Source organism: Corallococcus sp. AS-1-12, from assembly GCF_020036995.1.
GTDB lineage: Bacteria > Myxococcota > Myxococcia > Myxococcales > Myxococcaceae > Corallococcus.
In genome coordinates this window covers 99,583-125,485 of record NZ_JAIQDD010000018.1, presented here as the reverse complement: position 1 = coordinate 125,485, position 25,903 = coordinate 99,583, and the positions used below count along the sequence as shown (strand labels likewise).

The 25,903-nt window shown below is 71.1% G+C and carries 23 protein-coding genes; 15 read left to right on the top strand and 8 right to left on the bottom strand.

The features are described from left to right. Positions 1 to 59 precede the first annotated feature (59 nt). The 5 genes from ybaK to cglC all read right to left on the bottom strand — a co-directional run bounded on the left by ybaK (position 60) and on the right by cglC (position 4,391). Positions 60 to 536: a Cys-tRNA(Pro) deacylase gene (ybaK, locus tag K8556_RS25515; RefSeq protein WP_223742693.1), complete on the bottom strand. Its 477-nt coding sequence runs from the start codon at positions 534 to 536 to the stop codon at positions 60 to 62. Positions 537 to 541: 5 nt separating this feature from the next. Then, the gene (gene purK, locus K8556_RS25510; RefSeq protein WP_223742692.1) at positions 542 to 1,684 is read right to left on the bottom strand and encodes a 5-(carboxyamino)imidazole ribonucleotide synthase; all 1,143 of its coding nucleotides are present in this window, start codon (positions 1,682 to 1,684) and stop codon (positions 542 to 544) included. Then, on the bottom strand, positions 1,681 to 2,184 hold the full coding sequence (gene purE, locus K8556_RS25505) for a 5-(carboxyamino)imidazole ribonucleotide mutase (RefSeq protein ID WP_199738875.1): 504 nt from the start codon (positions 2,182 to 2,184) through the stop codon (positions 1,681 to 1,683). Before purE ends, purK begins: the two co-directional genes overlap by 4 nt. Positions 2,185 to 2,348: 164 nt before the next feature. After that, complete coding sequence (locus K8556_RS25500) at positions 2,349 to 3,782, bottom strand: VWA domain-containing protein (protein ID WP_223742691.1); 1,434 nt, start codon at positions 3,780 to 3,782, stop codon at positions 2,349 to 2,351. Positions 3,783 to 3,884: 102 nt separating this feature from the next. Continuing rightward, positions 3,885 to 4,391, bottom strand: coding sequence for an adventurous gliding motility lipoprotein CglC (gene cglC / locus K8556_RS25495; protein ID WP_223742690.1), 507 nt, complete (start codon positions 4,389 to 4,391; stop codon positions 3,885 to 3,887). 274 nt (positions 4,392 to 4,665) lie between these two features. Between cglC and K8556_RS25490 the strand changes: the two genes are divergently transcribed. From K8556_RS25490 to pcnB, 7 genes are all read left to right on the top strand, one after another. After that, positions 4,666 to 5,493, top strand: a complete 828-nt coding sequence (locus K8556_RS25490; protein WP_223742689.1) for an outer membrane beta-barrel domain-containing protein — start codon at positions 4,666 to 4,668, stop codon at positions 5,491 to 5,493. Further along, positions 5,490 to 6,368, top strand: coding sequence for an outer membrane beta-barrel domain-containing protein (locus K8556_RS25485; RefSeq protein ID WP_223742688.1), 879 nt, complete (start codon positions 5,490 to 5,492; stop codon positions 6,366 to 6,368). The genes K8556_RS25490 and K8556_RS25485 overlap by 4 nt, the downstream gene beginning before the upstream one ends. 5 nt (positions 6,369 to 6,373) lie before the next feature. Then, on the top strand, positions 6,374 to 8,419 hold the full coding sequence (gene gltC / locus K8556_RS25480) for an adventurous gliding motility protein GltC (protein WP_223742687.1): 2,046 nt from the start codon (positions 6,374 to 6,376) through the stop codon (positions 8,417 to 8,419). A gap of 111 nt (positions 8,420 to 8,530) precedes the next feature. Further along, positions 8,531 to 9,844, top strand: a complete 1,314-nt coding sequence (locus tag K8556_RS25475; protein ID WP_223742686.1) for an MFS transporter — start codon at positions 8,531 to 8,533, stop codon at positions 9,842 to 9,844. 10 nt (positions 9,845 to 9,854) lie between these two features. Then, positions 9,855 to 10,889 (top strand): phosphate acyltransferase PlsX, encoded by a 1,035-nt coding sequence (plsX, locus tag K8556_RS25470; RefSeq protein WP_206792020.1) that lies wholly within the window; start codon positions 9,855 to 9,857, stop codon positions 10,887 to 10,889. Then, on the top strand, positions 10,886 to 11,932 hold the full coding sequence (locus tag K8556_RS25465; protein ID WP_223742685.1) for a phosphatase domain-containing protein: 1,047 nt from the start codon (positions 10,886 to 10,888) through the stop codon (positions 11,930 to 11,932). The genes plsX and K8556_RS25465 overlap by 4 nt, the downstream gene beginning before the upstream one ends. A 380-nt stretch (positions 11,933 to 12,312) precedes the next feature. Further along, positions 12,313 to 14,025, top strand: coding sequence for a polynucleotide adenylyltransferase PcnB (gene pcnB / locus K8556_RS25460; protein ID WP_223742684.1), 1,713 nt, complete (start codon positions 12,313 to 12,315; stop codon positions 14,023 to 14,025). A 149-nt stretch (positions 14,026 to 14,174) separates the two neighbouring features. On the opposite strand, the gene K8556_RS25455 is transcribed toward pcnB, so the two are convergent. Beyond that, positions 14,175 to 15,380 carry a DNA polymerase IV gene (locus K8556_RS25455; RefSeq protein ID WP_223742683.1) on the bottom strand — a complete coding sequence of 402 codons (1,206 nt, stop codon included), beginning with the start codon at positions 15,378 to 15,380 and terminating at the stop codon, positions 14,175 to 14,177. Positions 15,381 to 15,421: 41 nt separating this feature from the next. On the opposite strand from K8556_RS25455, the gene K8556_RS25450 reads away from it, so the two are divergent. After that, a complete protein-coding gene (locus K8556_RS25450) occupies positions 15,422 to 15,835 on the top strand; it encodes a secondary thiamine-phosphate synthase enzyme YjbQ (RefSeq protein ID WP_223742682.1) in 414 nt (137 codons plus the stop codon). Here the strand turns inward: K8556_RS25450 and K8556_RS25445 are convergent. Next, positions 15,832 to 16,773 (bottom strand): RluA family pseudouridine synthase, encoded by a 942-nt coding sequence (locus tag K8556_RS25445; RefSeq protein ID WP_223742681.1) that lies wholly within the window; start codon positions 16,771 to 16,773, stop codon positions 15,832 to 15,834. The two genes, K8556_RS25450 and K8556_RS25445, sit on opposite strands and share 4 nt — an antisense overlap. Beyond that, complete coding sequence (locus K8556_RS25440; protein WP_223742680.1) at positions 16,770 to 17,888, bottom strand: serine/threonine-protein kinase; 1,119 nt, start codon at positions 17,886 to 17,888, stop codon at positions 16,770 to 16,772. The genes K8556_RS25445 and K8556_RS25440 overlap by 4 nt, the downstream gene beginning before the upstream one ends. 128 nt (positions 17,889 to 18,016) lie before the next feature. Between K8556_RS25440 and K8556_RS25435 the strand changes: the two genes are divergently transcribed. The 7 genes from K8556_RS25435 (at position 18,017) to K8556_RS25405 (ending at position 25,790) form a co-directional block, all read left to right on the top strand. Then, the gene (locus K8556_RS25435; protein WP_223742679.1) at positions 18,017 to 19,855 is read left to right on the top strand and encodes a serine/threonine-protein kinase; all 1,839 of its coding nucleotides are present in this window, start codon (positions 18,017 to 18,019) and stop codon (positions 19,853 to 19,855) included. Positions 19,856 to 20,091: 236 nt separating this feature from the next. After that, on the top strand, positions 20,092 to 20,889 hold the full coding sequence (gene uppS / locus K8556_RS25430; RefSeq protein WP_223742678.1) for a polyprenyl diphosphate synthase: 798 nt from the start codon (positions 20,092 to 20,094) through the stop codon (positions 20,887 to 20,889). Next, positions 20,886 to 21,716, top strand: a complete 831-nt coding sequence (locus K8556_RS25425; RefSeq protein ID WP_223742677.1) for a phosphatidate cytidylyltransferase — start codon at positions 20,886 to 20,888, stop codon at positions 21,714 to 21,716. The genes uppS and K8556_RS25425 overlap by 4 nt, the downstream gene beginning before the upstream one ends. Positions 21,717 to 21,800: 84 nt before the next feature. Next, the gene (gene rseP, locus K8556_RS25420; RefSeq protein WP_223742676.1) at positions 21,801 to 23,432 is read left to right on the top strand and encodes an RIP metalloprotease RseP; all 1,632 of its coding nucleotides are present in this window, start codon (positions 21,801 to 21,803) and stop codon (positions 23,430 to 23,432) included. A gap of 10 nt (positions 23,433 to 23,442) precedes the next feature. Next, positions 23,443 to 23,925, top strand: a complete 483-nt coding sequence (locus K8556_RS25415; RefSeq protein WP_223742732.1) for a septal ring lytic transglycosylase RlpA family protein — start codon at positions 23,443 to 23,445, stop codon at positions 23,923 to 23,925. Between the two features lie 22 nt (positions 23,926 to 23,947). Beyond that, positions 23,948 to 24,691 carry a tRNA (adenosine(37)-N6)-threonylcarbamoyltransferase complex dimerization subunit type 1 TsaB gene (gene tsaB, locus K8556_RS25410; protein ID WP_223742675.1) on the top strand — a complete coding sequence of 248 codons (744 nt, stop codon included), beginning with the start codon at positions 23,948 to 23,950 and terminating at the stop codon, positions 24,689 to 24,691. A gap of 67 nt (positions 24,692 to 24,758) precedes the next feature. Next, positions 24,759 to 25,790, top strand: a complete 1,032-nt coding sequence (locus tag K8556_RS25405) for an aspartate-semialdehyde dehydrogenase (protein WP_223742674.1) — start codon at positions 24,759 to 24,761, stop codon at positions 25,788 to 25,790. The last annotated feature ends 113 nt before the right edge of the window (positions 25,791 to 25,903 follow it).

The following is a 25,903-nucleotide window of genomic DNA, read 5'->3' as shown; positions in this document are numbered from 1 at the left end:
CGGGAACGGCCCCCAAGGGCCGGGAATGTCCCTTCGAACGCGCGGCTTCCGAAAAGGGTCTACGCCTTCGGACGCGAAATGGGTCCCGGCTTGCCCTTCGTCACGCGCAGGTAGTCCGCCGGGGAGAGGACGAGCTGCGTCCCGCGCACCCCGGCCGACACGGCGACCTCGTCGAACAGCTCCAGCGTCTCATCCACGAAGACGGGGTAGTCCTTCTTGCCGCCCAGCGCGGTGACGCCGCCCCGGATGTAGCCGGTGAGCGGCTGCAGCTCCTTGAGGGGGACGGTGTCCACCTTGCGGTCGCCGGACAGCCGCGCCAGGGCCTTCAGGTCCAGCTCCGCGTTGCCCGGCACCACCGCCATCAACACGCCGGTGCGGTCGCCCTTGGCCACCAGCGTCTTGAAGACCTGCTCCGCGGGCATGCCCACCTTGGCGGCCACCGTCTCCGCGGACAGGTCGTCCGGATCCACGTCGTAGTCGCGCAGGCGGTACGCGATGCCGAGCGAGTCCAGGAGGCGGGCGGCGTTCGTCTTCATGCGCGCTACATCCCCAGGGCCGTGGCGGCGGCCTTCACGCGCTGGAGCGCGTCCTCGGGCGTGCTGCCCACGGCGGACAGGTGGCCCATCTTGCGCCCCTTGCGCGCGTCGCGCTTGCCGTACAGGTGCAGCCGGACGCCGGGCAGCGCCAGCGCCTGCGCGAAGCGGGGGCCGCCCTCCTGCAACCACAGGTCGCCCAGCAGGTTCACGATGGCCGCGGGGCGCACCACCTCCACGGAGCCCAGGGGCAGGTTGCACACCGCGCGCACGGCCTGCTCGAACTGGCTCGTCAGGCAGGCCACCTCCGTGGAGTGGAAGCTGTTGTGCGGCCGGGGCGCCACCTCGTTGACGAGCAGCGACCCGTCCCCCAGCAGGAACATCTCCACCACCAGCAGCCCCTCCACCTTCAGGCCCGCGGTGATGTCGCGCGCCACCTGCGACGCCTGCGTCAGCACGGCCGGCGGCAGCGGCCCCGGCAGCAGCGACCACGCGAGGATGCGCTCCTCGTGGTGGTTGAACGCGGGCGGGTACACCGCGAGCTGACCATCCGGCCCGCGCGCCACCAGCACGGACAGCTCCGCCTCCAGGTCCAGCGCGGCCTCCACCACCACGGAGCGCTCGCCCAGCTCCTTCCACGCGACGCCCGCCTCGGAGGCGGACTTCACCTCGTACTGGCCGCGCCCGTCGTAGCCGCCCTCGCTGGACTTGATGAAGCACCTGCCGCCCAGCGCGGTGATGGCCGCGGACAGCTCCGCCTCCGAGTTCGCCTCGCGCCACGGGCCCAGCGGGAAGCCGCCCTTCGCGAGCCACGCCTTCTGCCGGCCGCGGTGCTGCACCACCTCCAGCACGGAGGCGCCGGGCCGCATGGGCGCGTGCCGGGCCACCGCGTTGAGCGTGGACAGGGACACCTTCTCAATCTCCAGCGTCACCACGTCGCACTGGCGCGCCAGGTCCTCGGCCGCCGCCGTGTCGGTGAAGGACGCGGTGAGGCAGCGGTCCACCACGGAGCGGGACGGGCACGCCGAGTCCGGATCCAACGCCTGCACCTGGTAGCCCAGCGTGCGCGCCGCGAGCGCCATCATGCGCCCCAACTGGCCGCCGCCCAGGATGCCCAGCGTCCCGCCCGGAAGCACCATGGGGCCGCTCATCCCGCCACCTCGCGCTGCGCCAGCACCTCGTCCGTGCGGGCCTTGCGCCAGGCGGCCAGCCGCTCGCGCAGCTCCGGGTACTTCAGCGCCAGGATGGCCGCCGCGTGCAGCGCCGCGTTGGCGGCCCCCGGCTTGCCAATGGCCTGCGTGCCCACCGGCACGCCCTTGGGCATCTGCACGATGGAGAGCAGCGCGTCGAAGCCGGACAGCACCGTGGTGGGCATGGGCACGCCCAGCACCGGCAGCAGCGTCTTGCTGGACACCATGCCGGGCAGGTGCGCCGCGCCGCCCGCCGCGGCGATGATGACGGACAGCCCGCGCCCCTCCGCGCTGGACGCGTACTCCATCATCCAGTCCGGCGTGCGGTGCGCGGACACGATGCGCACCTCGTGCGGGATGCGCAGCTCGGCGAGGATGTCGATCGCCGGTTGCAGGTGCTCCAGGTCGCTCTTGCCGCCCATGATGACCCCGACCCACGGGGTGCTCGCGCTCGCCGCCATACGTGTCCGCGCCTCCAGTGCGCCCTGCTTCCAGGGGGTGAAGCCTGGAAGAACGCGGAGATAGGGCCACGCGATTCCGGAGGTCAACCGCGAAGATGTGACGACGCGATGGCGGGCGGGCAGGGGGGCGGGCGATGCCCCCTCGCACGCCCTGTCCCCGACACTCAGTACGTCGAGCCCATGCGCCCGAAGCTCTTGAGCGCCTTCACCTTGCTGTTCTTCACGGCGGCCTTCTGGGCTTCGTACGAGTCCGCGTCGTCGTATTCCTGCATCGCGCGGCTCTGCTCGGCCTGATCCGCCGCCACCGCCGCCGCGCCCGCCACCGCGCCCGCCTCCTCGAAGAGGGCCTGGTTCTGGGACAGGTAGCCCTTGGCCTCGTCCTTCCTGCCCTGGCTCATGGCCTCCGCGGCCTTCTGGAGGTTCTGCGCGCTGCGGGCCCGGGCCGCGTACACCGTGGCCTCCTTGTCCTGGCGCTGGACGATCTCCTCGCGCACGTTGGTGGCCACCGCGGCCAGCGTGGACTGGTCCTCCACGTTCTTCTGCACCAGCAGGTCCGTGTACGCGACCTTCAGCCCCGCCACCTGCACGGACTGGCCCGGCGCGGTGCCCGTCACGTGGAGGCGCGCCACCACGCGCTCCGTCTGGCCCGCGGAGAAGTCCGGCAGCGCCACGCGCACGGTGTTGCCGGCCTGGTGCGCGCGGTAGCCCAGGACCTCTTCCAGCTTGGTGCCCGGGGGCAGCTCGAAGGACAGCTCCACGTTGCGCGCCACCGCGGTGGTGGCCTGCTGCAGGTCGCGCTGGAAGAGGGTGGACAGCTTGCTCGCGTCCTCCAGGAAGCCGTACGCGCCGGCGCCGTACTCCGCGAAGGCCTGCATCAGGTCCTCGTTGAAGTCCGTGCCCACGCCAATGGAGCTCACCGTGATGCCGGAGGCGCGGATCTCCCGCACCACGTTCTTCAGCCCCTCCTCGTCGGACACGCCCTCGGTGGGCTGGCCGTCGCTCATCAGGATGAGGCGGTTCACGGTGGCCGCGCCGCCCATGGCGGACGCCAACTGCGTGCGGCCCACGGACAGGCCCGCGCTGATGTTGGTGCCGCCGTCATCCCAGATGCCGTCGATGAACTGGAGCATCCGCTCGCGGTTGCCCGCGGTGGCCGGCAGGGACGGCAGGCTCTTCACGTCGCTGCCGTAGTGCACGATGGCCAGCCGGTCCTCGTCGCGCAGGAGCGACACCAGGTGCCGCGCGGCCTGCTTCGCCTGCTGGAGCTTGTAGCCGCTCATGGACCCGGACCGGTCGATGACCACCGCCAGGTTCACAGGGGTGCGCCGGGCTCCGGGCACCTCCGCGCCGGTGAGGTCCACCGTCACGTACGTCTCCGAGGGGCCCACCGGCACGTACGGGTGCGACAGCCGGCTCGTCACCTGGAGGCTGCCCGAGGACGCGCGCGGCCCCGGCGGCGGGACGGGCAGGGGAGGCGCGGGCGGCGTCACGGCGACGTGCGGCGTGGGCGGAAGGCCGCCCCCGCGGGGCATGCCCAGCACCAGCGCGGTGAGGGCGAGGCCACCAGCCAGGGCGAGGAACAGGACCGTACGATTCATGGCAGGGCTCCAGAGGCGTTTGAAACGCGGGCCCTGCCTTTACGAACGGGGGGCGCGAAAAGGTCTAACCCTTTCGCGCGAGGCGACTGTTCAGTCCGGACTTCAGTTGCCCTGGGCCGCCGGGACGGCGCCCGCGCAGAAGTAGGGCGAGTTGTTCTCGCCGAAGGTGCGCCGGTAGAAGGTCTCGTCGGCGACCTTGATGGCGTCCAGCGTGTCCTGGTCCAGCAGCAGGGGGCGGCACGTCATGCGCTCCTTGAGGCCCTCCTCCACGTCGCCCACGGTGCGGGTGATCTCGCAGCCCGTCGTGGTGCCCTGCACGCACTCCTTGCTGCAGTAGCCCAGGGCGAACGCCTCCGGGTTGTCGCTGCGGGGGCTCTGATCATCCCGGACGCAGACGAGGTCCTCGCAGTCCAGCGAACCGAAGGAGATGAAGTCCTGATCCACGGCGATGTCCTTCTCCTGGATCTCCACGAACTTGCGGCCCTGGGCCTCCTGCTCCTGGGCCGTGGCCCTGCGCACCAGTTGGCACGGCTTGCCCAGCTCGGTGGTGACGTCGCAGCCTCCCAGCATCAGGGCGGCGGACAGGAAGAGCGCGGTTCGCACGAACATCTTTGGGACCTCTAGGAAGGATGGAAGCGGGGCGCGCGACAGGGGGAGGACGGCGCCCGGAACCCGTGAACGGTAGCACACCGCTTCTTCGCGCCAACCCCTGACCCGCGGGGCGTGAGGACAGTGGAATTGTGAAGCGATACGGGAGGAATACAGAGGAGGCAGGCGCATTCTGCCGGTTGATGGTTGGGAATACGGCCGATAGGATGGAGCGGCTGATGTCATGCTGCCTTCCGGTGGCAGTACGTTCCCTCCCCCCACGGAGCGCCCGGACTTGAACCGCCCCACGCTGCTGCTTGCGCTGAGCCTGATGTGGCCCGCGCTGGCCCCCGCCCAGAACCAGCAAGGCATGGGCCTCGATCTGACCGAGGACTCCCAGGCCAAGCCACCCGAAGAGAACCCCGCGCCGCCGCCGGACGAGGAAGCCCGTCCCGCGTCGCCGCCTGCCGCCGCCCCGGCGAAGGACATCCCGGTCGAAGCGCTGATGCCGCTCACGGACATCACCCAGGACGACCGGGTGAAGAGCGTTCAGCGCAAGGTCTACCTGAAGAAGAACCGCCTGGAGATCTCACCGTTCGTGAGCCTCTCCGTGAACGACCCGTTCTATTCGAAGTTCGGCGGCTCGCTGCGCGCGGCCTGGTACCTGTCGGACACGCTGGCCATCTCCGCGCGTGGCTCGCTCATCCAGGTGATTCCCTCGGATGACGTCCGCACGGCGAAGCGCACCTTCAACAGCAAGATCTACAGCTCCGTGCCGAACTGGTCGGCCATGGGCGACCTGGAGTGGGCGCCGCTCTACGGCAAGGTGTCCTTCCTCAACTCCATCCTCCACTTCGACGGCTACCTGCTGGGCGGCATGGGCGTGGTGAGGACGGAGACCTCCGCGCTGCCGGACCGCGGCCTCAACCCGGCCTTCGACCTGGGCCTGGGCATGCGCTTCGTCACCAAGGACTACCTGGCCGTCAACGTGGCCCTCATCAACACCTCCTACGTGGACCAGCCCCTGGGCAGCAGCAAGGGCGCCCTCCAGAACGTCATGACCCTCAACGCGGGCATCTCCATCTTCCTGCCCCTCAAGTCGACGGGGAGGGAGTCCGAATGAAGCCCGCCTTCCGTCTGCTGCTGACCCTGTGCGCGGGCGCGCCCGCGCTCGCCGCCGCCGACCAGGCCCCCGCGCCCGCTCCGGCCGCCGCGGCTCCGGCTCCGGCCACGGCGACCCCGGCCCCGAAGACCGCGGCCAACTCCAACCCGCCCGCCACATCCCAGGAGGAGGAGGCCGGCGACGTGTCCGAGGTGGACAAGGACGCCCTGGGGCCCCTTCGCGAGCGCATCCGGCCGGTGTCCGGCCACATGTTCCTCAAGAAGGGCCGCTTCGAGGTCAGCCCGTCCGCGTCCATCACCATCCGCGACGCGTTCTTCAAGAAGTACCTCTTCGGCGGCACCGTCACCTACTTCCCCATGGAGACGCTGGGCGTGGGCCTGCGCGGCGGCTACGCGCTGAACTCCGTGGCGGGCTCCGCGCAGATCTGCACCTTCACGCCGGGCGAGGGCGGTGACACCCGCGGCTGCCGCGCGCCCTCCAAGGGTGAGCTGGACGGGTACGCGCCCGGCCAGATGACGCTGATGGGCGGCGTGGACGTCCAGTGGGCGCCCATCTACGGCAAGCTGTCGCTCCTGGCGGAGAAGTTCGTCCACTTCGACATGTACGGCGTCGTGGGCGCGTCCGTCGTCCAGTACAAGGGCCCGGCGGAGTCGCTGGCGGACGGCTCGCCCGTCGCGGGCAGCAAGTCGTACCTCACGGGCGGCGGCAACGTGGGCGTCGGCCTGCGCTTCTTCTTCAACCGGTGGATGACGCTGCGCACGGAGCTGCGCGACATCATCTACGTGGAGAAGGGCCGGGAGCCCACGCCCAACTACCTCCGCAACCAGATCCTGTTCGAGCTGGGCCTGTCCTTCTTCTTCCCCTCCGGTTCCTGAGACTCATGCGCACCCACCGGTTCCTCCGCCTCGCCGTCCTCGGGCTCACGCTCGCGTACACGGCCCCCACGCTGGCCCAGTCCTTCGAAGGGCTGGATCTGGCGGGCCAGTCGAAGAAGAAGAAGAAGGGGGCCTCTTCGAAGGCCTCCTCCAAGAAGAAGACCAGCGCCAAGCGCGGCAAGGGCAAGGCGGCCGTCCCGGCCGAGGACGCGGACGCGAGCGCGGAGGAGTCCTCCGCGCCCGTGGGCAACCCCGCCACGCCGCCCGCCGCCGTGACGACGACGCCCGCGCCCACCGCCACCCCGGCCTCGCCCGCCGCGAAGCCCACGCCGGCCGCGAAGCCGGCCGCGCAGGGCAGCCCCGGCCTGGGCCTGGACCTCACGGGTGACAACGACAAGCCGCCCGCGCCCACCATGACGTTCGACGCGGTGGACGTGTCCGGCAAGACGGCGGACCGCCAGCGCCTGGACGCGGCCATCAGCCTGTTCAAGAACGACGAGTACGAGAAGTCCGCGATGGCGGCCCACGAGCTGCTGGGGGACCCCAAGCTCCAGGGCCTGCACGTGGAGGCGCGCTACGTGCTCGCCAAGTCGCTGTACCGCATGGGGCTGTACCACTCGTCGCTGGGCGAGTTCTCCAAGATCCTCGCCGCGGGCCCGTCCACGAAGTTCTTCAAGACGAGCCTGGAGTGGCTGTTCTTCATCAGCCGCAAGACGCAGAACGAGACGGTCATCCTGGATGAGATCGCCCGTTACGCGAACTACGAGTTCCCGGAGAAGTTCCGCAACGAGTTCCGCTACCTGCTGGCGCGCTACCACTTCGTGCGTGGCCGCGCGCTGGATCAGGTGGGCCAGACGGAGAACGCGGACAAGTCCTTCGAAGAGGTGAAGCGCCTGGCGCTGACCATCCCGCGCACGGACGCGTTCTACCCGCGCGCGAAGTACCTGGAGGGCCTGGCCTTCTTCCGCAACGGCACGGCCCACAAGGACGCGGCGGCCAAGCGCGGCAACACGGACGTCATGGCGTCCGTGGAGGCCATGAAGGAAGTGGTGCGCCTCACCCGTCCCCAGGCGGGCCGCACCGGCGAGGCGGCGAAGCTGGACAAGTCGCTGCGCGAGCTGGCCTTCATGCAGTTGGCCCGCACGCACTACGGCATGCAGCAGAACCGCTTCTCCATCTTCTATTTGAACAAGGTGGAGCGCGGGAACACGCAGTGGCTGGAGGCCCTCTTCGAGTCCTCCTGGGCCAACTACCGCATCGGCCAGTACGAGCAGGCGCTGGGCAACCTCATCACCCTGTCGTCGCCCTTCTTCCGCGAGGAGTACTTCCCGGAGGCGCTCATCCTGAAGGCGGTCATCTATTACGAGAACTGCCGCTACCGGGAGTCCAACCTCATCCTCCAGGACTTCGAGCGCACCTACCTGCCCGTGCACGACGAGCTGGACGGGCTGGTGAAGAAGAACATGGAGGCCTCCGAGTACTACACGGTGCTCGCGGACGTGCAGAAGAAGAACAAGGACGGCCTGGAGAAGAACGGCACGGACGTCATCCTGGAGCGCATCCTGCGGCTGGCCCTCACGGATCAGGACCTGAAGAAGACCAACGACTCCATCCTGGAGCTCGAGGGTGAGATGGACCTGTTCGGCAACAAGGGCGACACGTTCAAGTACTCGGAGCTGACCAAGCAGTTGCTGGAGGAGCTCAAGGTCCAGCGCACCAGCCTCATCTCCAAGGCCGGCATCATGGCCAAGGGCAAGCTGGAGTCGGAGCTGGGCGCGCTCAAGCTGCTGCTGGCCAACGGCCTGCGCATCAAGTTCGAGACGACCACCAAGGAGAAGGAGTTCCTGGAGGAGCAGCTCAAGGCGGGCGGCCGCACGGCCATCGTCAAGAAGTACAAGTACTCCGTGGCCGTGGCGGACGATCAGCTCTACTGGCCCTACGAGGGCGAGTACTGGCGTGACGAGCTGGGCACGTACCAGTACACGATGACCAAGGGCTGCATCGAGCGCGACACGGCCAACCGTCAAATCCAGTCCGCCGAGGCGATGTAGACGCCTTCCGCCGAGAGTGGGATTGTTCCCGGCCGCCGGAGCGCCCGTTGCGCGCGCTCCGGCGGTCTTGTTTTTTCCAACGGTCCCTCGAAGGGACGAGGGAGTGCGAAGTTGGCTCGGGAGGCGTCGCTGCGGGTGGTGTTCGGCATCGCCGTCCTGGACCTCATCGGGTTCGGCATCCTGATTCCGCAGTTGGGCGTGTACGGCGTGCGCTTTGGCGCTTCCCCCTTCGCGGTGGGGCTGCTCGTCGCGGTGTACTCGCTGATGCAGTTGGTGGCGGCGCCCATCATGGGGCGGCTGTCGGACCGGTTCGGCCGTCGGCCGGTGCTGCTCATCTCCCAGGTGGGCTCGCTGGTGGGCTACGTGCTGTTCGCCTTCGCGCACACGCTGCCCTTGTTGTTCCTGTCCCGCATCATCGACGGGGTGTCCGGCGGCAACGTGTCCACGGCGCAGGCGGTGGTGGCGGACATCACGAAGCCCCATGAGCGCGCGCGGGGCATGGGCATCATCGGCGCGGCGTTTGGCCTGGGCTTCGTGCTGGGGCCCGCGCTGGGCGGCGTGCTGGGGGCGTGGGGCGGCAACCTGGCCATCGGTCTGTTCGCGGCGGGACTGTCCGCGCTGAACCTGCTCAACACCTGGTTCTTCCTGCCGGAGACGCGCAGGGCGGACTCGCCGTCCGCCACGACGCGCAGCATGCGGGGCGCCGCCTCCGTGTTGACGCTGCCCGTCGTGGGCCGGTGCGTGGTGCTGGTGCTGCTCTACACGGTGGCCTTCGCGCAGATGGAGGGCACCTTCTCCGTCTACCTGTTGACGCGCTTCCTCTCCACCGGGCCGGTGCCGCTGGAGGGCGGGTGGCTGGTGCACGCGGTGCATCCGGACGCGGCCGTCCTGAAAGAGGCGAGCCTGCGCTCCGGGGCGCTCTTCGCGGTGGTGGGCGTGCTGTCCGCGCTGGTGCAGGGCGGGCTGGTGCGCCGGCTGGTGGCCGCGGGGCATGGCGCGCCGGGCCATGGGGCGGAAGGTGCCCCGGGGGGCAGGGGAGGGCGGGAGGCCCCGGTGGCCGTGGTGGGCTTCGGGCTGACGGCGGCGGGCCTGGCCCTGCTGCCCGTGGCGCCGTCGTATGGGTGGTTGTTCCCGGTGATGGGGCTGCTGGCGGTGGGCTCCGCGCTGGTGACGCCGTGCCTGTCCGCGCTGGTGTCCCTGCACGCGCCCATGGAGCGCCAGGGGGCGGTGTTGGGGGCCTACCAGGCGTCCGGCTCCCTGGGCCGCATCGTGGGGCCCGCGCTGGGCGGCCTGCTCTTCACACGACTGGGCCCGACGGCGCCTTATGGGACGGGCGCGGTGCTGGTGGCGCTGGGTGGACTTTTGGCACTGTCGTTGGTGACACAGGTGCGAATGTCGGGAGCAGGCGCGGAGCAAAGCTCATAGGATGGGGACCATGGTGGGCAAGCCGCAGCACATCACCATCGCGTTCGACGTGATGGGGAGCGATCACGGCCCGGCGGAGGTGGTGCGAGGCGCCGCCCAGCTTTCGCTGGAGTCTCCGCACATCCACGCGCTGCTCGTGGGGGACCGGCCGGTCATCGACGAGGCCCTGGCGGGCATCAAGCACAACGGGGAGCGCATCTCCGTGCACCACGCGGGCGACTACGTGGGCATGGACGAGAAGCCCGGCGAGGCGCTGGCGCGCAAGCCGGAGTCCTCCGTGGCGGTGGCCGCCCGGCTGGTGGCGGAGGGGGAGGCGCACGCGCTCGTCTCCGCGGGCAACACGGGCGCGGGCGTGCTCGCGTGCAAGCGCCACTTCCAGCTCATCCCCGGCGTGCGCCGCGCGGCCCTGGCCACGGTGTACCCCACGCGGGGCGTGAGAGGCGCGAAGCAGGACCCGTTCAGCCTCATCCTCGACGTGGGCGCCACGGTGGAGGCCACCGCGGAGGACCTGGTGGCGTTCGCCGTCATGGGCTCCGCCTACGCGCGCATCATCTCCCGCAACGAGCGGCCCAAGGTGGCGCTGTTGTCCAACGGTGTCGAGCCGCAGAAGGGCCCGCCCCGGGTGGTGGAGGCGCACCAGCGGCTGTCGCAGATGCCGGGGCTCAACTTCACGGGGAACGTGGAGGGCATCGACATCCCGCGCGGCACGGTGGACGTGATTGTCACGGACGGCTTCGTGGGCAACGTGTGCCTGAAGATGCTGGAGGGCGTGCACGACACGGTGATGGAGCTGGCCCAGTATGCCTACAAGGAGAGCCTGCGCTGGCGCGCGGGCCTGGCCATGCTGTCCTCCGGCATCGAGCGGCTGAAGGACATCACGGACTGGGAGCAGTACGGTGGCGCGCCCATCCTGGGGTTCGACCGCATCTTCATCAAGGCGCACGGCCGCTCCAAGGCGCGCGCCATCGCGAACGCGGGCAAGGTGGCCGCGAAGGCGGTGGCGAACGAGCTGGGCACCGCCATCCAGGAGGGCCTGGCGAAGTGAGCCTGCCGGACCGCATCGACCCGCGCCCCCCGCGCCGCATCTACCGGTGGGACCTGGACAAGACGTACCTCCAGACGGACTTCGAGTCGCTGCGCGACCTGTTCCGCACGGCGTTCCAGAAGGCCCATGAGAAGGTCGCCGTTCCGGGTGCGTCCGCCCTCATCCGCGAACTGGCGGAGCAGGGGGACTCGCGGCTGTGCATCGTGTCCGGCAGCCCCAAGCAGATGCGCGCGGTGCTGGAGGAGAAGCTCAAGCTGGACGGCGTCCAGTGGGACGAGTTCGTCCTCAAGGACAACGTGGGCAACCTCCTTCGCGGGCGCTTCCGGGCCCTGCGCGGCCAGGTGGGCTACAAGCTGCCCGCCATCCTGGAGAGCCGCGTCAACGCGCCGGTGGAGGCCGAAGAGGTCCTCTTCGGCGACGACGCGGAGGCCGACGCGTTCATCTATTCGCTCTACGCGGACCTCATCGCGGGCCGGGTGGACGAGCGCGTGCTGTCCCAGGTGCTGGAGGCGGGCGGGGTGTACCCGGACGACGCCGCGCGGGTGCACGAGGCGTGGAAGAAGATTCCCATCGCGGACCCGGTGCGGCGCATCTTCATCCACCTGGACAAGCTGACGCCGCCCGCGCACTTCACGCCCTACGGCCCGCGCGTGGTGCCCATCTTCAACTACTTCCAGGCGGCGCTGGTCCTCCTGGCGGACGGCCACCTCACGGCGCCGCAGGTGCTCAAGATCGCCGTGGAGATGGTGCAGACGGCGGGGCACAACATCATCACGCTGTCGAACTCGTTCCAGGACCTGCTGCGGCGCGGGCTGCCGTTGCAGCAGGCGGCCATCGCGCTGTCCCAGGCGATGGAGGGCCCCAACGCGCTGCTCAAGGCCATGCGCCCCATGCCGGACATCCTGGCCGCGTTCAGCAAGCGCCTGGCCGCGCTGGGCACGCAGCCGCCCCCGCCGCGCGTGCAGGCGGTGGACTACGTGTCGCTCATCTCCCACGCGCTGCCCCGGACCCACAAGGGGCGCACCCTGAAGCCGCCCACCTGAGGCGTCCGGCCCCCCGGGCCCGGCCGCCTGCCTGCCTTGCGGCCCCTCCAGCGTGACGGGCCCGTGGCGGCCGGGGTTCGGCCCGGACCCGGTGTTATCCAGTGGAGGCGCCTCCCACGGGCAGCGGGCGCACGGCGGGCGGGCAGGGGGCCCCGGGTGGACCCCCGACGTCCCTGAAGAATGTCCTTAGCCGCGACCCCCATGGGTGGGAGGATGCGTGCTAGACGGCTGCCCTTCCGAGGCGAATGACGCGAGACCCGACCCATCCCCCGCCCCATGGCGGAACGCTGCCAGCCGCGCCCGGAGACGACGCGCGCGGAGAGGCCTCCTTCGAGGCGGCAGCGGACACGGCTTCCGGGTCCGCGCACGAGGTACTTTCCATGTCTTCCCCCCTGGACCTGACGGGCTCCGAGGAGCGCGGCGAGCGCACCGAAGCCCAGGTGCCCGCGGACTCCGCCGAGCACCTCAGCGAGCACGAAACCCCTTCCCGGGCCGCTCCGGCCCCCTCCGAGCCCCCCTACGCCGCGGACGCCGCGGAGGACGACGGGTTCGACGACGATGACGACACCGAGGACGCCGGCCCCGAGGTCAGCGATGAAATCCGCGCCGCCACCGAGGCCCTGAAGGCCGCGGAGGCGGAGGACGCGCAGGCCGCCGCCGAGGCGGGTGACGAGGCCGAGGAGCCCGAGGCCGTCATCCTGGAGCCGGAGCCGGAGCCCGCCGCGAACGAGCCGGAGCTGCAGGCGCCCACCACCACCCGCACGGGCGAGCCCGCGGAGATCGACCCGGACGAGATGGATCCGGACGCGCTCAAGGTGGTGCTGCGGCTGCACCAGCACGGCCACCAGGCGTACCTGGTGGGCGGCTGCGTGCGCGACCTGCTGCTGGGCAAGAAGCCCAAGGACTTCGACGTGGCCACCAGCGCCCACCCGGGCGAGGTGCGCGCCATCTTCCGCAACTGCCGGCTCATCGGCCGGCGCTTCCGGCTGGCGCACGTCTACTTCAAGGGTGGGAAGATCGTGGAGGTGTCCACCTTCCGCGCGAACCCCACGGAGCTGGAGCCGGCGGCGGGGGTGGAGGAGGGGCAGAGCGGCGAGGACCTCCTCATCACGCACGACAACGTCTTCGGCACCGCGCAGCAGGACGCGCGCCGCCGCGACTTCACCATCAACGGCCTGTTCTACGACGCGAGCGAAGGCCGGGTCATCGACTACGTGCGCGGCCGGCGCGACCTGGATGAGCGCTTCATCCGGACGATTGGCGACCCGGAGATCCGCATGCGCGAGGACCCGGTGCGCATCCTGCGCGCGGTGCGCTTCGCGGCGAAGCTGGACCTGGACATCGAGTCGCGCACGTACGCGGCGATGGAGGGCGCGGTGGAGGACCTGCCGCGCTGCGCGCCCGCGCGCCTGCTGGAGGAGACGTTCCGGCTCATCCGCGGCGGCGTGTCCGCCCCGGCGCTGAAGCTGCTGGCGGCGCTGGACGCGCTGAAGATCCTGCTGCCGCCGGTGGACGCGTACCTGCGCGAGCACGGGAAGGAAGGGGAGAAGACCTTCTACGCCTTCGCGCAGGCGCTGGATAAGCGCGTGTCGGCGGGCGAGGTGCTGGACGACGCCATCCTGCTGGCCACGTTGCTGGTGCCCATCAGCCGCGCGCAGCCGCCGCCGGAGGAGTCGCAGGACGAGGGCCGCGCGTCGGTGTCGCGCGTCATCGAGGACCTGCTGGCGGGCTTCGTGGAGTCCGCGAGGCTGCCGCGCCGCATCGCCGAGCGCTGCCGCATGTTGCTGCTGATGCAGCGCACGCTGTCCGGGGAGCGCCGCCGCAAGACGGGCGCCTTCCGCCGCCACCCGCTCTTCAACGAGGCGCTGGCCGTCTACGCGATGACGGTGGAGGCCACGGGCGAAGGGCGCGAGGCGCTGGAGGCGTGGCAGGCCGGAGAGGTGCCGCCGCCGCGCGCCGGAGCGGGCAACGGAGCGGACGCGGATGGGCCCCGCCGCAAGCGCCGTCGCCGCCGTCGCCGCCGTTCCGGCAGCGGGAGCGGGGAGGGCGGTGGTTCCAGCGCCTCGTCCGGTTCCGACGCGGGCGAGGGATAGCGCTCCCGTAGCAGCCGGGTGCAGCGAAGGGGCTGGGGCGCTCAGGTGCTCCGGCCCGTTTCGTTTCTGGAGGCGCTGCCGCGTCGTCCCCGCCGTGACGGCGCAGCGAAAGGGCTAAGGCGCTCAGGTGCTCCGTGCCCGGGGACGCGCTACCGCTTCGGCTTGTCCACCGGCTTCTCGGAGCGGTGCTGGTCGTCATCCGACGCCTCCGCCCCCGCGATGTCCGCCATGGTGATGGCCTTGCTGCCGAAGCGCGCCGCGATGCGGTCCATCGCCTCGTTCAACTTCGACGACTTCGGCGCCGCCGCCGGGAACAGCCCCAACTGCGGCTCGTCCTCGTCCAACTGCACGCTCACGCCGGTGAGCCGCAGCGCCTTGCCTTCGTGCGCGCGCTCCAGCAGCTCCAGCGCCGCGCGGTAGATGACCTGCCCGTCGTCCGTGGCCTCTCGCAGCGTGGTGCGCCGGGTGATGAGCGTGAAGTCCGAGAACTTCAGCTTGAGCTGCACCACCCGCCCCTTCAGCGACGCTCTGCGCAGCCGCCGGGCCACCCGCAGGGCCTGCGCGTGCACGTGCGGCTTGAGCGCCTCCGGGCCCGTCAGGTCCTCGTCGAAGGTGTCCTCCGCGCCCACGCTCTTGGCCGCCCGGTCCGGCACCACGTCCCGCGCGTCGATGCCGTGCGACAGCTCCCACAGGTGCTTCGCGCTCGCCGCGCCGAAGCGCTGCTCCAGCCAGTCCACGTCCCGCGCCGCCACGTCCCCGATGGTGACGAGCCCCGCGCGCTTCATCGCCTCTTCCGTCTTGGGCCCCACGCCCCACAGCCGCGACACCGGCAGCCCCGCGAGGAACGCCACCGTCTCCTCCGGGCGCACCTCGCGCTGGCCGTTGGGCTTCGCCAGGTCGGAGGCGATCTTCGCCACGAACTTCGCCGTGGCGATGCCCGCGGACGCCGGCAGGTTCAGCTCGTGGGCAATCTCCTTGCGGATCCGCTTCGCGATGTCCGCCGCCGCGCCGAACAGCCCCACCGACGCCGTGACGTCCAGGAACGCCTCGTCCAGCGACAGGGGCTCAATCAGCGGCGTGTACCGCTCGAAGATGGCGAACACCTGCTCGCTGGCCTCCGCGTACGCGGAGAAGCGCGGCTTCACCACGATGGCGTGCGGCGCCTGCTTCACCGCCCGCGCCATGGGCATGGCGCTGCGCACGCCGAAGGGGCGGACCTCATACGACGCGGCCACCACCACGCCGCGTTGTGCATGCCCGCCAACGATGACCGGCTTGCCCCGCAGGGACGGGTTGTCGCGCTGCTCGACGGACGCATAGAAGGCGTCCATGTCCACGTGGAGGATGGCTCGCATGGCGTGAGTCACTCTAGTGGTCCCCTCTGACAGTGCGAGCCATGAAGACCCTCACCGAATACCTCTGGTTCGAGACGAAGGCCCGGCGCGAGCTGGTGCGCCTCACGGACACCGTGGCCTCCCTGGTGAAGAAGAGCGGCGTCCAGGAGGGCATGGTGCTGGTGTCCGCCATGCACATCACCGCGGGCGTCTTCGTCAACGACGACGAGCCCGGCCTCCACGAGGACATCTGGGACTGGCTCCAGCACCTGGCGCCCCACGGCCCCGACTACCGCCACCACCGCACCGGCGAGGACAACGGCGACGCGCACCTGAAGTCCATGCTCGTCCACCATCAGGTGCTGATCCCCATCACCGCCGGCAAGCTCGACCTGGGCCCGTGGCAGCAGGTCTTCTACGCGGAGTTCGACGGGCAGCGCCGCAAGCGCGTCATCGTCAAGGTGATGGGCGACTAACCGGCCACCGGCCACGACAGCCCGTGGCGCGAAAGCTCCGCCACCAGGTCCGGCGGCAGCGGGCTCTCCACCTTCACGGGCTCCTTCGTCACCGGGTGCGGCACGGTGAGCGAGCGGGCGTGCAGGAAGAACCGCCCCAATTCCGGCGCCTCGCGGCCCCCGTAGAGCGCGTCCCCCACGATGGGCGCGCCCACGCCCGCCAGGTGCGCGCGCACCTGGTGCAGCACGCCGGTGAGGATTTTCACCTCCACCAGGCTGGAGTCCCCGGACCGGGCCAGCACCCGGAAGTGGGACAGCGCCTCGCGGGCGTCCTCGGCGCCGTAGGGGGCCGGCTCCACGCGGTCCGGGTGGCGCGGGTGGTGGCGCAGCGGCACCTCCACCTCGCCCTCGTCCGCCAGCGGGCCCGTCACCAGGGCCAGGTAGCGCTTGTCCACGGCGCGGTGGCTGAAGGCCTCACGCACGGCGGTCCAGGCCTCGCGCGTGCGGGCCGCCACCAGGACCCCGGACGTCTCCACGTCCAGCCGGTGGCACAGGCCGCCCTCGCGCGGGTCCTGGGACGCCTGCGCGACCTCCGGGTAGCGCGCCACCAGGGCGTTGGCCACCGTGCCCGTCTCTCCCGGCTGCAGGGGGTGGGACGGGCGGCCGGCGGGCTTGTCCACGAAGAGCAGGGCGGCGTCCTCGTGCAGGACGACGAGCGGGAAGTCCGTGTCGGGCACGGCCTCGCGCGGGGCCTCCTCCACCGTCACGGCGACCTGCTGGCCCTCGGTGACGGTGAGCCCCTTCTTGGCGGGGCGGCCATTCACGCGCACCTGGCCTTCTTCGAAGAGGCGCTTCAGGCGCGCGCGGGACAGGCCCAGGGCCTCGCCCACGAACAGGTCCACCCGCTGGCCCGCCTGGGTGGCGTCCACGGTGAGGGTGTGCGTCGTCGTCGTGCTCACTCGGAGAGGGCCTCGTACACTTCCTCGGCCGTCTGGAACCGGTCGTCCGGCTCCTTGCGGATGAGGCGATGGGCCACCCGCGCCAACTGCGGGTCGCCATGCAGGTTGAGCGCGAGCAGCGGCGGAGGTTCCGTCTCCAGCACCTGACGCCACAGCTCGTGCGGCGTTTTCGCGTCGAACGGCGGACGCCCGCTCATCAGCTCGTACAGGATGACGCCCAGGCTGTACAGGTCCGAGCGCCCATCCAGCGGCTCGCCCAGGATCTGCTCCGGGGCCATGTAGCGGTACGTGCCCACCAGCTTGCCGTCCGCGGTGATGCCCGCGTCGTCCGCGAGGAACTTGGCCAGGCCGAAGTCCATCAGCCGCACCTGGCGGTCGTCATCCACCATGATGTTGGACGGCTTCAGGTCGCGGTGCACCAGCCCGTGGCCGTGGATGTACGCCAGCGCCTCGCACACCTGGAGCATGGCGTCCTTCAGCTTGCCCATGCGCTCCGGCCGGTTGAGGTCCGCCATCTTCGGCGTGGCGGGGCGGGAAGGGGGAGGCGGCGCGCGCGGTGCGGCCCGGCGCGGGTCCACCACGGGCATCCCGCCCGAGTCCGAGTCGTCCTCCCCGGCGCCGTGGAAGCTGGCCAGGTCCTCGCTGGGGGCCTCCTCCGCGAAGGCGTTGAGGTCGAAAGTGCCGTCGTCCTCGCTGGCGTCGTCCGCTTCGTCGTCCGGGTCGTCCTCGCTGCCGAAGTCGTCGTCCGCGGTGCGGCGGACGGTGAGCGGGAAGCGGCTGGAGGGCGTGGGCGTGTGCAGGTCGTTGAAGCTCACGTCCAGGTAGTGGCGCAGCGTGAGCCCCTCGATGAGCTCCATGGCCAGGTACGGCTGGCCCGCGTGGACGCCGGCCTCGAAGACCTTCACCACGTTGGGGTGGGCCAGGTCCGCGAGCGTCTCGAATTCGCGCGCGAGCCTCCGGGCCGCGCGGTCGTCCAGCGACGGGCCACCCGTCGACAGGAGCTTCAGCGCGACCTCGTCGTTGCTGCGGCGGTCCAGGGCCCGATAGACGGTCCCGGCCCCGCCACTGCCGAGCGTTTCCAGCACGCGGTAGGGACCAATGGCCTTGGGAGGCATGGGAGGGCGGATCCTACGGAGCACGTCGCGTCAGGGTCAAACGTCCTGGTGGCTTGCTCATGCCGCCGGACGCTCGGTCGCGCGGCGGGTTTCACTTTTCCAGTGAACCATGGGAAAGCTTTGGGTCCATGCAATTGGGGAAGTACCAGTTGGTGCGGAAACTCGCCTCGGGAGGCATGGCCGAGGTGTTCCTCGCGAAGGCGGCGGGGCCCCGGGGGTTCGAGAAGACGCTGGTCCTCAAGCGCATCCTGCCGCACCTGGCGGAGGATGAGGCGTTCGTGGAGATGTTCCTGGGCGAGGCGCAACTGGCCGCCCGGCTGGACCACCCGAACGTGGTGCAGATCTTCGACTTCGGTGAGGTGGACGGCAGCTACTTCCTGGCGATGGAGTACATCGACGGGCCCACGCTGCGCCGGCTCATCAAGCGCTCCACGGAGCTGAAGCAGCCGCTGCCCCCGGGCGTGTGCGCGAAGATGGTGGCCGCCGCGGCGGAGGGGCTGGCGTTCGCGCACGAGCTGACGGACCCGGAGACGGGGGCGCCGCTGGGGCTGGTGCACCGGGACATCTCTCCGGAGAACGTGCTGGTGTCGCGGCAGGGCACCGTGAAGGTGGTGGACTTCGGCATCGCGAAGGTGGCGGGGCAGAGCCACCGCACGGCGACGGGCGTGGTGAAGGGCAAGGTGGCGTACATGCCGCCGGAGCAGCTCCAGGCGAAGGCCATGGACGGGCGCGTGGACGTGTACGCCCTGGGCATCGTGCTCTACGAATTGCTCACCGGGAAGCGGCCGTTCGACGCCACGACGGACGTGAGCATGATGCAGGCCATCCTCTTCGAGCCCTTCGTGCCCGCGGTGACGCGCCGGCCGGACCTGCCGGAGACGATGCAGCGGATTCTGGAGAAGGCGCTCGCGAAGGACCGGGAGCAGCGCTACCCGGACTGCCGCGCGTTCCAGGCGGACCTGGAGCGCTTCGTGCTGTCGCTGGGCGAGCCCGTGGGCGCGTACCAGATCTCCCGGCTGGTGGCGCAGGTGATGGAGGGCGTGGAGGCCACGCCCGTCGCGCCCACGCCCGCGAAGGGGCGGGTGACAGCGCCCGCGGTGGACGCGGCGAAGACGCCCATGCCCGGCCGTGTGGGCACGGCGTGGGCGCCGTTGGCCGCGCGCTCCTCGACGGAGGCGCCCGCGGTGGCGGCGTCTGGGGACGACGTGCCGTCGAGCCGGTTCGACGCGGCGACGGACCCCGCGACGCCTTCCGCGGGGAGCCTGCTGCGGGAGTCCTCCGGGGCGGCGCTGCCTCCGGATGGCTCGAAGGAGGCTGCCTCCGAGCAGCCCCTGCTCGCGGGCGCGGTGCGCTCTCCCCGGCGGAAGTGGGTGGGGGCGTTGGTGGCCGTGAGCGCATTGGGGCTCGCTGGGGGACTGGCGGTGGCGGGCCGGGGTGAGAAGGCCGCGACGCCCCCGAGTCCGGCCGTGCCGGTGGCCCGGAAGGACGACGCGCCCGCGAAGCCGCCGGAGCCGAAGGTGACGCCGGTTGTTCCGGAGGCGCGTGCGGAAACGGTGGCCGCCGGGGAGGGGGACCGCGGTACTCCCGCCGTCGTGGCGGAGGCGATGCCCGCGACGGAGCGCTCCGCCGAGGTGCGTGACGCGGGTGTCGTCACGGAAGTGGCGCTGACTCCGCGACCCACGGTGGCCGCGAAGCCCGTGGCGACGAGCACGGCGGTCCGCCGCGTGGCCTCCCCGGTCCGGCGCGAGCTGCCCCGGGGCAAGGTGGAGTTCCGGGTCCGTCCGTTCGGCACGGTGTACCTGGACGGCAAGAACCTGGGCCAGACGCCCTTCGCCGCCGTGATGGCGACGGAGGGCTCGCATCAGGTGCGCGTCGTGCACAGGGACCTGGGCAAGGACGTGACCCGCGCCTTCGAGGTGAAGGCGGGGCAGGACAACGTCTTCAAGCTCAACCTCGCGGCGGAGTGAGTGGCCGCCTGCCCGAAGGCCGGCCCCACCCCCGACAGGCAGGTCCCGAGCAGCCCGCCGAGCACCCGGAAGGAGGGACACCCATGAGGAGTTTTCATGGAAGACCCCTCTGGCCGGGCTCGTGTCCCCTCATGAACCGTTCAACCCCTCCAGACGACCGCCCACCCGTGGAGGGGGACCGGGCGGCCACGCGCCCGTGGACGCGACGCGGCGCCGCCGCTAGGGTGCGCGGCTTCATGGATCGCCCTCTTACCGTGTTGCCCACCGCCCTCGAGGCCCAGGTCAAGGCCCGGCCGCTCCCGCGCCACGTGGGCATCATCATGGACGGCAACGGCCGCTGGGCGGAGCTTCGCGGCCAGCCCCGGCTGGAGGGCCACCGCGAGGGCAGCGTGAGCGTCCGCGAGGTCACCCGCACCGCCCGCCGCCTGGGCGTCCAGGCCCTCACCCTCTACGCGTTCTCCTCCCAGAACTGGGCCCGCCCGGCGGAAGAGGTCGCCGGGCTGATGGACCTCCTGCGCGAGTACCTGGAGTCCGAGCGCGCCGAGATTTTGGACAACGGCATCCGCCTCAACGCCATCGGCGAGGTGGACAAGCTGCCCCGCTACGTCCGCGAGCCCCTGGAGCGCCTGAGGGCGGACTCCGCCCACAACACGGGCATGGTGCTCACCCTGGCGCTCTCCTACGGCGGCCGTGAGGAGCTGCTGCGCGCCGCGCGCGACCTGGCGCAGGCGGCGGCCCGCGGCGAGCTGGACCCCGCGCGCCTGGACGCCGACGACCTGGAGTCCCGGCTGTGGACCGCGGGGCTGCCGCCCGTGGACCTCATCGTCCGCACCAGCGGCGAGCAGCGCATCTCCAACTTCCTGCTCTGGCAACTGGCGTACGCCGAGCTGTGCTTCACCGACGCCCTGTGGCCTGACTTCCGCACCGAGGAGTTCCTGCGCTGCCTGTCGCAGTACCAGGGCCGCGAAAGGCGCTTCGGGCTGACGTCCGCCCAGGTCAACCGGGACGACACCCCCCAGCGGGCCAAGGCGTGAACGAGAAGAACAAGAACCTCCTCATCCGCGTTGTCACAGGCGTCACCCTCCTGCCGCTGGTGCTCCTGCTCCTGTTCCTGGGCGGGTATTACAGCGCCATCCTCCTGGGCGCCGCCGCGGCCGTGTGCGCCGGCGAGTACTACCTCATCACCCAGAAGCGCCTGGGCGCCGCCGCGTGGGTGGGCATGGCCTTCGCCTTCGTGATGCCGCTGTTGCCGCTGCGGGACGCCGCGCGCACCGGCGAGACGGCCTTCTGGCTCACGTCCGTCTTCTTCTTCTTCGCGTGGATCTACAACCTGTTCCGGGGCGTGCTCGCGGAGGCCCCCACCCGGGCCGCGCACCTCGTCACGGGCTTCCTCTACGGCTCCATCGGCCTCACCGCGCTGTCCGCGCTGCGGCTGTTGCCGGGGGAGGGGCACGCGTGGGTCATCTGCGCGCTCACCATCACCTGGGCCAACGACACGCTGGCGTACTTCGCGGGCCGCTTCCTGGGGAAGCACAAGCTCTACCCCGCGGTGAGCCCGAACAAGACGTGGGAGGGCTTCTTCGGCGGCATGGTCGGCTCCGTGCTGGGCATGTTCATCGCCAAGCTCGGCTTCTTCCCCATCTTCACCGTCTGGGACTGTGTGGTGCTGGGCATCGCGGGGGGCCTGCTGGGCCCCGTGGGTGACCTGTGCGAGTCCATGCTCAAGCGCGCCTACGGCGTGAAGGACTCCGGAAAGCTCATTCCCGGACACGGCGGCGTGCTGGATCGCATCGACGCGCTCATCTTCAACGCGCCGCTGGTGTTCGTCTATGTGCAGTTCGTGAGGCACCTGCTGCCGTAAGTGCCTGATTTCGCGCCTGGCCGCCCGCCTTGCGGCTTGTGTTGTGCGTTGTCCGTGCCGGGGGGCGCGATTACTCTTCCGGCCATGCTCCAGAACCTCGGGTTCTTCATCCTCCTGCTGGGCGTGCTCGTGACGGTGCATGAGCTCGGCCACTTCCTCGTGGCCAAGGCCTGCGGGGTGAAGGTCCTCAAGTTCTCCATCGGGTTCGGGCCGAAGATCATCGGCTTCACCAAGGGTGAGACGGAGTACCAGGTGGCGCTGCTGCCCCTGGGCGGCTTCGTGAAGATGGCCGGGGACCTGCCGCACGAGGAGCTGCCGCCGGAAGAGGCCGCGCGCGGCTTCCTGGCGCAGCCGCCGTGGAAGCGCGGGCTCATCGTCCTGGCGGGCCCGGCCTTCAACCTGCTGTTCCCCATCTTCGTCTACTTCTTCGTCTTCCTGGGCCCCCAGGAGACGCTGTCCACGCGCGTGGGCATGGTGTCGCCGGACATGGCCGCCGCCGCCGCGGGCATCCGCCCCGGGGACCGCATCCTGACCGTGGAGGGCGAGCCGGTCCGCACCTTCGACGACATGCGGGACGCGTTCGTCGGCAAGTTCAACCGCCCCGTCCCCATCACCCTGGAGCGCGACGGGCAGCAGCGCGTGGTGGAGGTGACGCCGGAGAAGAGCTCGGAGGTGTCCCCGGTGGACACCGTCGAGCGCGGGATGATCGGCGTGAGCCCCTACCCGCAGCCGCCGGTGGTGGGCGTGCCGGCGACGTCCCCCGCGGCCGCCGCGGGCCTGAAGAGCTTCGACCGCGTGCTGTCCGTCAACGGCGTGCACGTGCAGGACGAGGCCGCCCTCTACCGCGAGGTGGCCAAGGTGCCGGAGGGCACCCCCATGGAGCTGAGCGTGGCGCGCCTGGCCCCCGTGGCCGTGGGCGCCGTCACCGGACGGCTGCCGGAGGTGGTGAAGGTGTCCCTGCCGCGCCAGCCCGGCGAGGGCGCGGCGGCGCTGGGCGCGGAGGCCGTGGACCTCTACGTGGCGAGCGTGGCGACGGGCAGCGTGGCGGAGGGCGCGGGCATCGTCCCGGGCGACCGCATCGTGGCCATCAACGGCACGCCGCTGAAGTCCTTCAACAAGCTGGCGACGGTGCTCAACGGCCTGCAGGCCCAGCCCTTCACGCTCACCTGGCGCGGCGCCCAGGGCGAGCGCACGGAGAAGCTGGCGCAGGCGCCGCTCAAGACGCGCGACGACTACGGCCAGACGAGCGCCCCGCTGGTGTTCGGCGTGCGCCCGTGGAGCTACAGCAGCGCGGACCTGCCGCCGGTGGAGAAGGTGACCATCGACCTGGGCCCTGCCGCCGCCTTCAAGGAGGCCGCGCTCATCGTCCCCAAGATTGTCGGGCAGATGGTGCAGGTGCTGGGCGGGCTGTTCGTGGGCAAGGTGTCGCCCAGCACGATTGGCGGCCCCATCATGATGTACCAACTGGCCGCCAAGAGCGCCGAGCAGGGCCTGGACAGCTTCCTCAACCTGATGGCCATCATCTCCATCAACCTGGGCGTGATGAACCTGCTGCCCATCCCGGTGCTGGACGGCTTCCACCTCCTGTCCGCGGCGTGGGAGGGCATCCGCCGCCGCCCCATCCCCGTGCGCGTGCGCGAGGTGGCGAACATGGTGGGCCTGGCGCTGCTCATCCTGCTCATGCTGCTCGCCGTGACCAACGACGTGACCCGCTGACGAGGTGATGATGCGAGGACGGACCGCGCTCCTGCTGCTGGGGATGGGATTGTGTGCTGGCTGCGCGTCGCGCGCGGCGAAGCCCCAGCCGCCAGAGGGCTCCTCCGGCGGTGAAGGCACGAAGGTGACGCGCCGGGAGAAGATGCCTCGCAACTACCTGGGCGAGGGGCTCGCGTCCTTCTACGGCCCCGGCCTCCACGGCCGGCCCACCGCCAGCGGGGAGAAGTTCAACCAGAACGCCCTCACCGCCGCGCACCGCACGGAGCGCTTCGGGTCGTGCGTGAAGGTGATGAACATGGAGAACGGCCGCCACGTGGAGGTGCGCGTCAACGACCGCGGCCCCTTCGTGGACGGCCGCATCATCGACCTGTCGAAGGCCGCGGCGAAGCAACTGGGCATGCTGGACAAGGGCCTGGCGCGCGTGCGGCTGTACCGGTGCGGCAGCGACCGCGTGTCGCACGTGCCGGTGGAGTTCTGGGCCGTTCCGGCCTGAGTGCCTTGAACCGAAAGAAGGGATGTCGCCTGTGCTGCTCGCGCTGGACACCTCCACGCTGACGCTGTCGCTCGCCCTGGTGGAACGCCAGGGGGCGGACGTGCGCGCCGTGGAGCACATGGTGGTGCCTCCTCCGGACAAGCAGAGCGAGGTGCTGCCCGGCGTCGTCGGGGACCTGCTTTCGCGCCACGGCCTGAAGCTGAAGGACCTGGAGGGGCTGGCGGTGGGACTGGGGCCCGGCTCGTTCACGGGCCTGAGGATCGGCCTGGCCACGGTGAAGGCGCTGGCGTACGCCACGGGCCTGAAGGTCGCCGGCGCGTCGTCGCTGGCGGCGGTGGCGCTGGAGGGGCCGGAGGGCGTGCCGCTGTTCTGCCTGGCCGTGGCGCGCAAGGACGACCTCTACCTGGGCGCCTACCGCCGCGTGGGGTCCACCGTGGAGGCGCTGGAGCCGGAGACGGCCATGTCGCCGGAGGAGGTGGCGCAGCGCATGGCCGCGGCACCGGAGGCCGTGGCGCTGGGCCCGGCGCTCGCGGACTACCGCCAGGCGCTGGAGAAGCACGGCGTCGCGCCGCACCGGCTGTTGTCCGGCCCGGCCTTCCCGTCCGCGGTGGAGGTGGGGCGGCTGGCGAGGCTGCCGGAGGCGTACTCCCAGGAGGCGCTCTTCGCCCTGGAGCCGCACTACGTCCGCGCGTCCGAGCCGGAGCGCAACCCGAAGTTCCCGCCGCTGCCGGGCCCCGCGCCCACGGCGCGCCTGAAGGAAGACTGAAGCCTCCGCCTCCAGGGCGCTTCGTCGTGCTCGCGCGGGCGGAGGCGCTGACGTAAAGGAGCCCGTCATGAGAGAGAACCTTCGGATTGCCGTGGTGGGCGCCACGGGCGTGGTGGGCCGCGAGGTGCTGGCGAACCTGTACGCGCGCGACGTGCCGGTGGAGCAGGTGCAGGCCTTCGGCTCGGAGCGCTCCAAGGGCCTGGAGGTGGAGTACGGCGAGGACACGCTGGAGGTGGAGCGGGCCTCCGCGGACGCCTTCCGGGGCATCCACGTCGTGCTGCTGGCCACGCCCGCGGAGGCGTCCCGCACGCTGGCCCCGGCCGCGCAGGCCGCGGGCGCGTGGGTGGTGGACGCGAGCAGCGCCTTCCGGAGCGACGGCAACGTGCCGCTCATCCTCCCGGGCTTCAACACGGAGGCCCTGGGGCCGGGCTTCAGCTTCAAGGGCCGCGTGGTGAGCCTGCCGGGCATCGTCACCAGCGCCGCGGTGCACCTGGTGGAGCCGCTGCGCCGCGCGTTCGGCGTGGTGCGCGCGCAGGTGACGGCGCTGATGGGCGCCTCCAGCGCGGGCGTGCGCGGCATCTCCGAGTTGGAGAAGCAGACCGCGGACCTGCTCTCCGGCCGCGAGCCGGAGCCGCAGGCCTTCCCGCACCGCGTGGGCTTCAACCTGGTGCCCCAGGTGGGCGGCTTCATGGTGAACAGCCCGTGGACGGAGGAGGAGGGCGGCTGGACGCTGGAGGCCGCGCGCCTCTTCGCCGCCCTGGGCGAGACGCCCGTCCTGGCCGGCACCGCCGTGCAGGTGCCCACCTTCCACGGCCACGGCCTCACCGTGAACGTGCAGCTCAAGAAGCCGGGCCCCGTGGAGCAGGTGCGCGCCGCCCTGAAGACGTCCCCGTCCCTCAAGGTGCTGGATGTCCCCGGCGAGCGCGTCTACCCCATGCCCATGCTGGTGATGAGCGACCCGGCCGTCCACGTGGGCCGGGTGCGCGCCTTCCCCCAGGCCCCGGAGTGGGTGACGCTCTTCGCGTCCGTGGACAACGCCGGCCGGGCCGCCGCCCACCTGGTGGACGCGGGCCTCAAGCTGGCGGAACGCCCCGCCTGACATTTTGGCAAAGCCCCCGGGGGCCCCTTGCCTGTTTGGCGCGCGAACCCGGGGTTTTCCTTGGGAAACAGGCCGTCCGGACGGGGCTTGAGGGTGGCCCCGCCCTTGCTAGC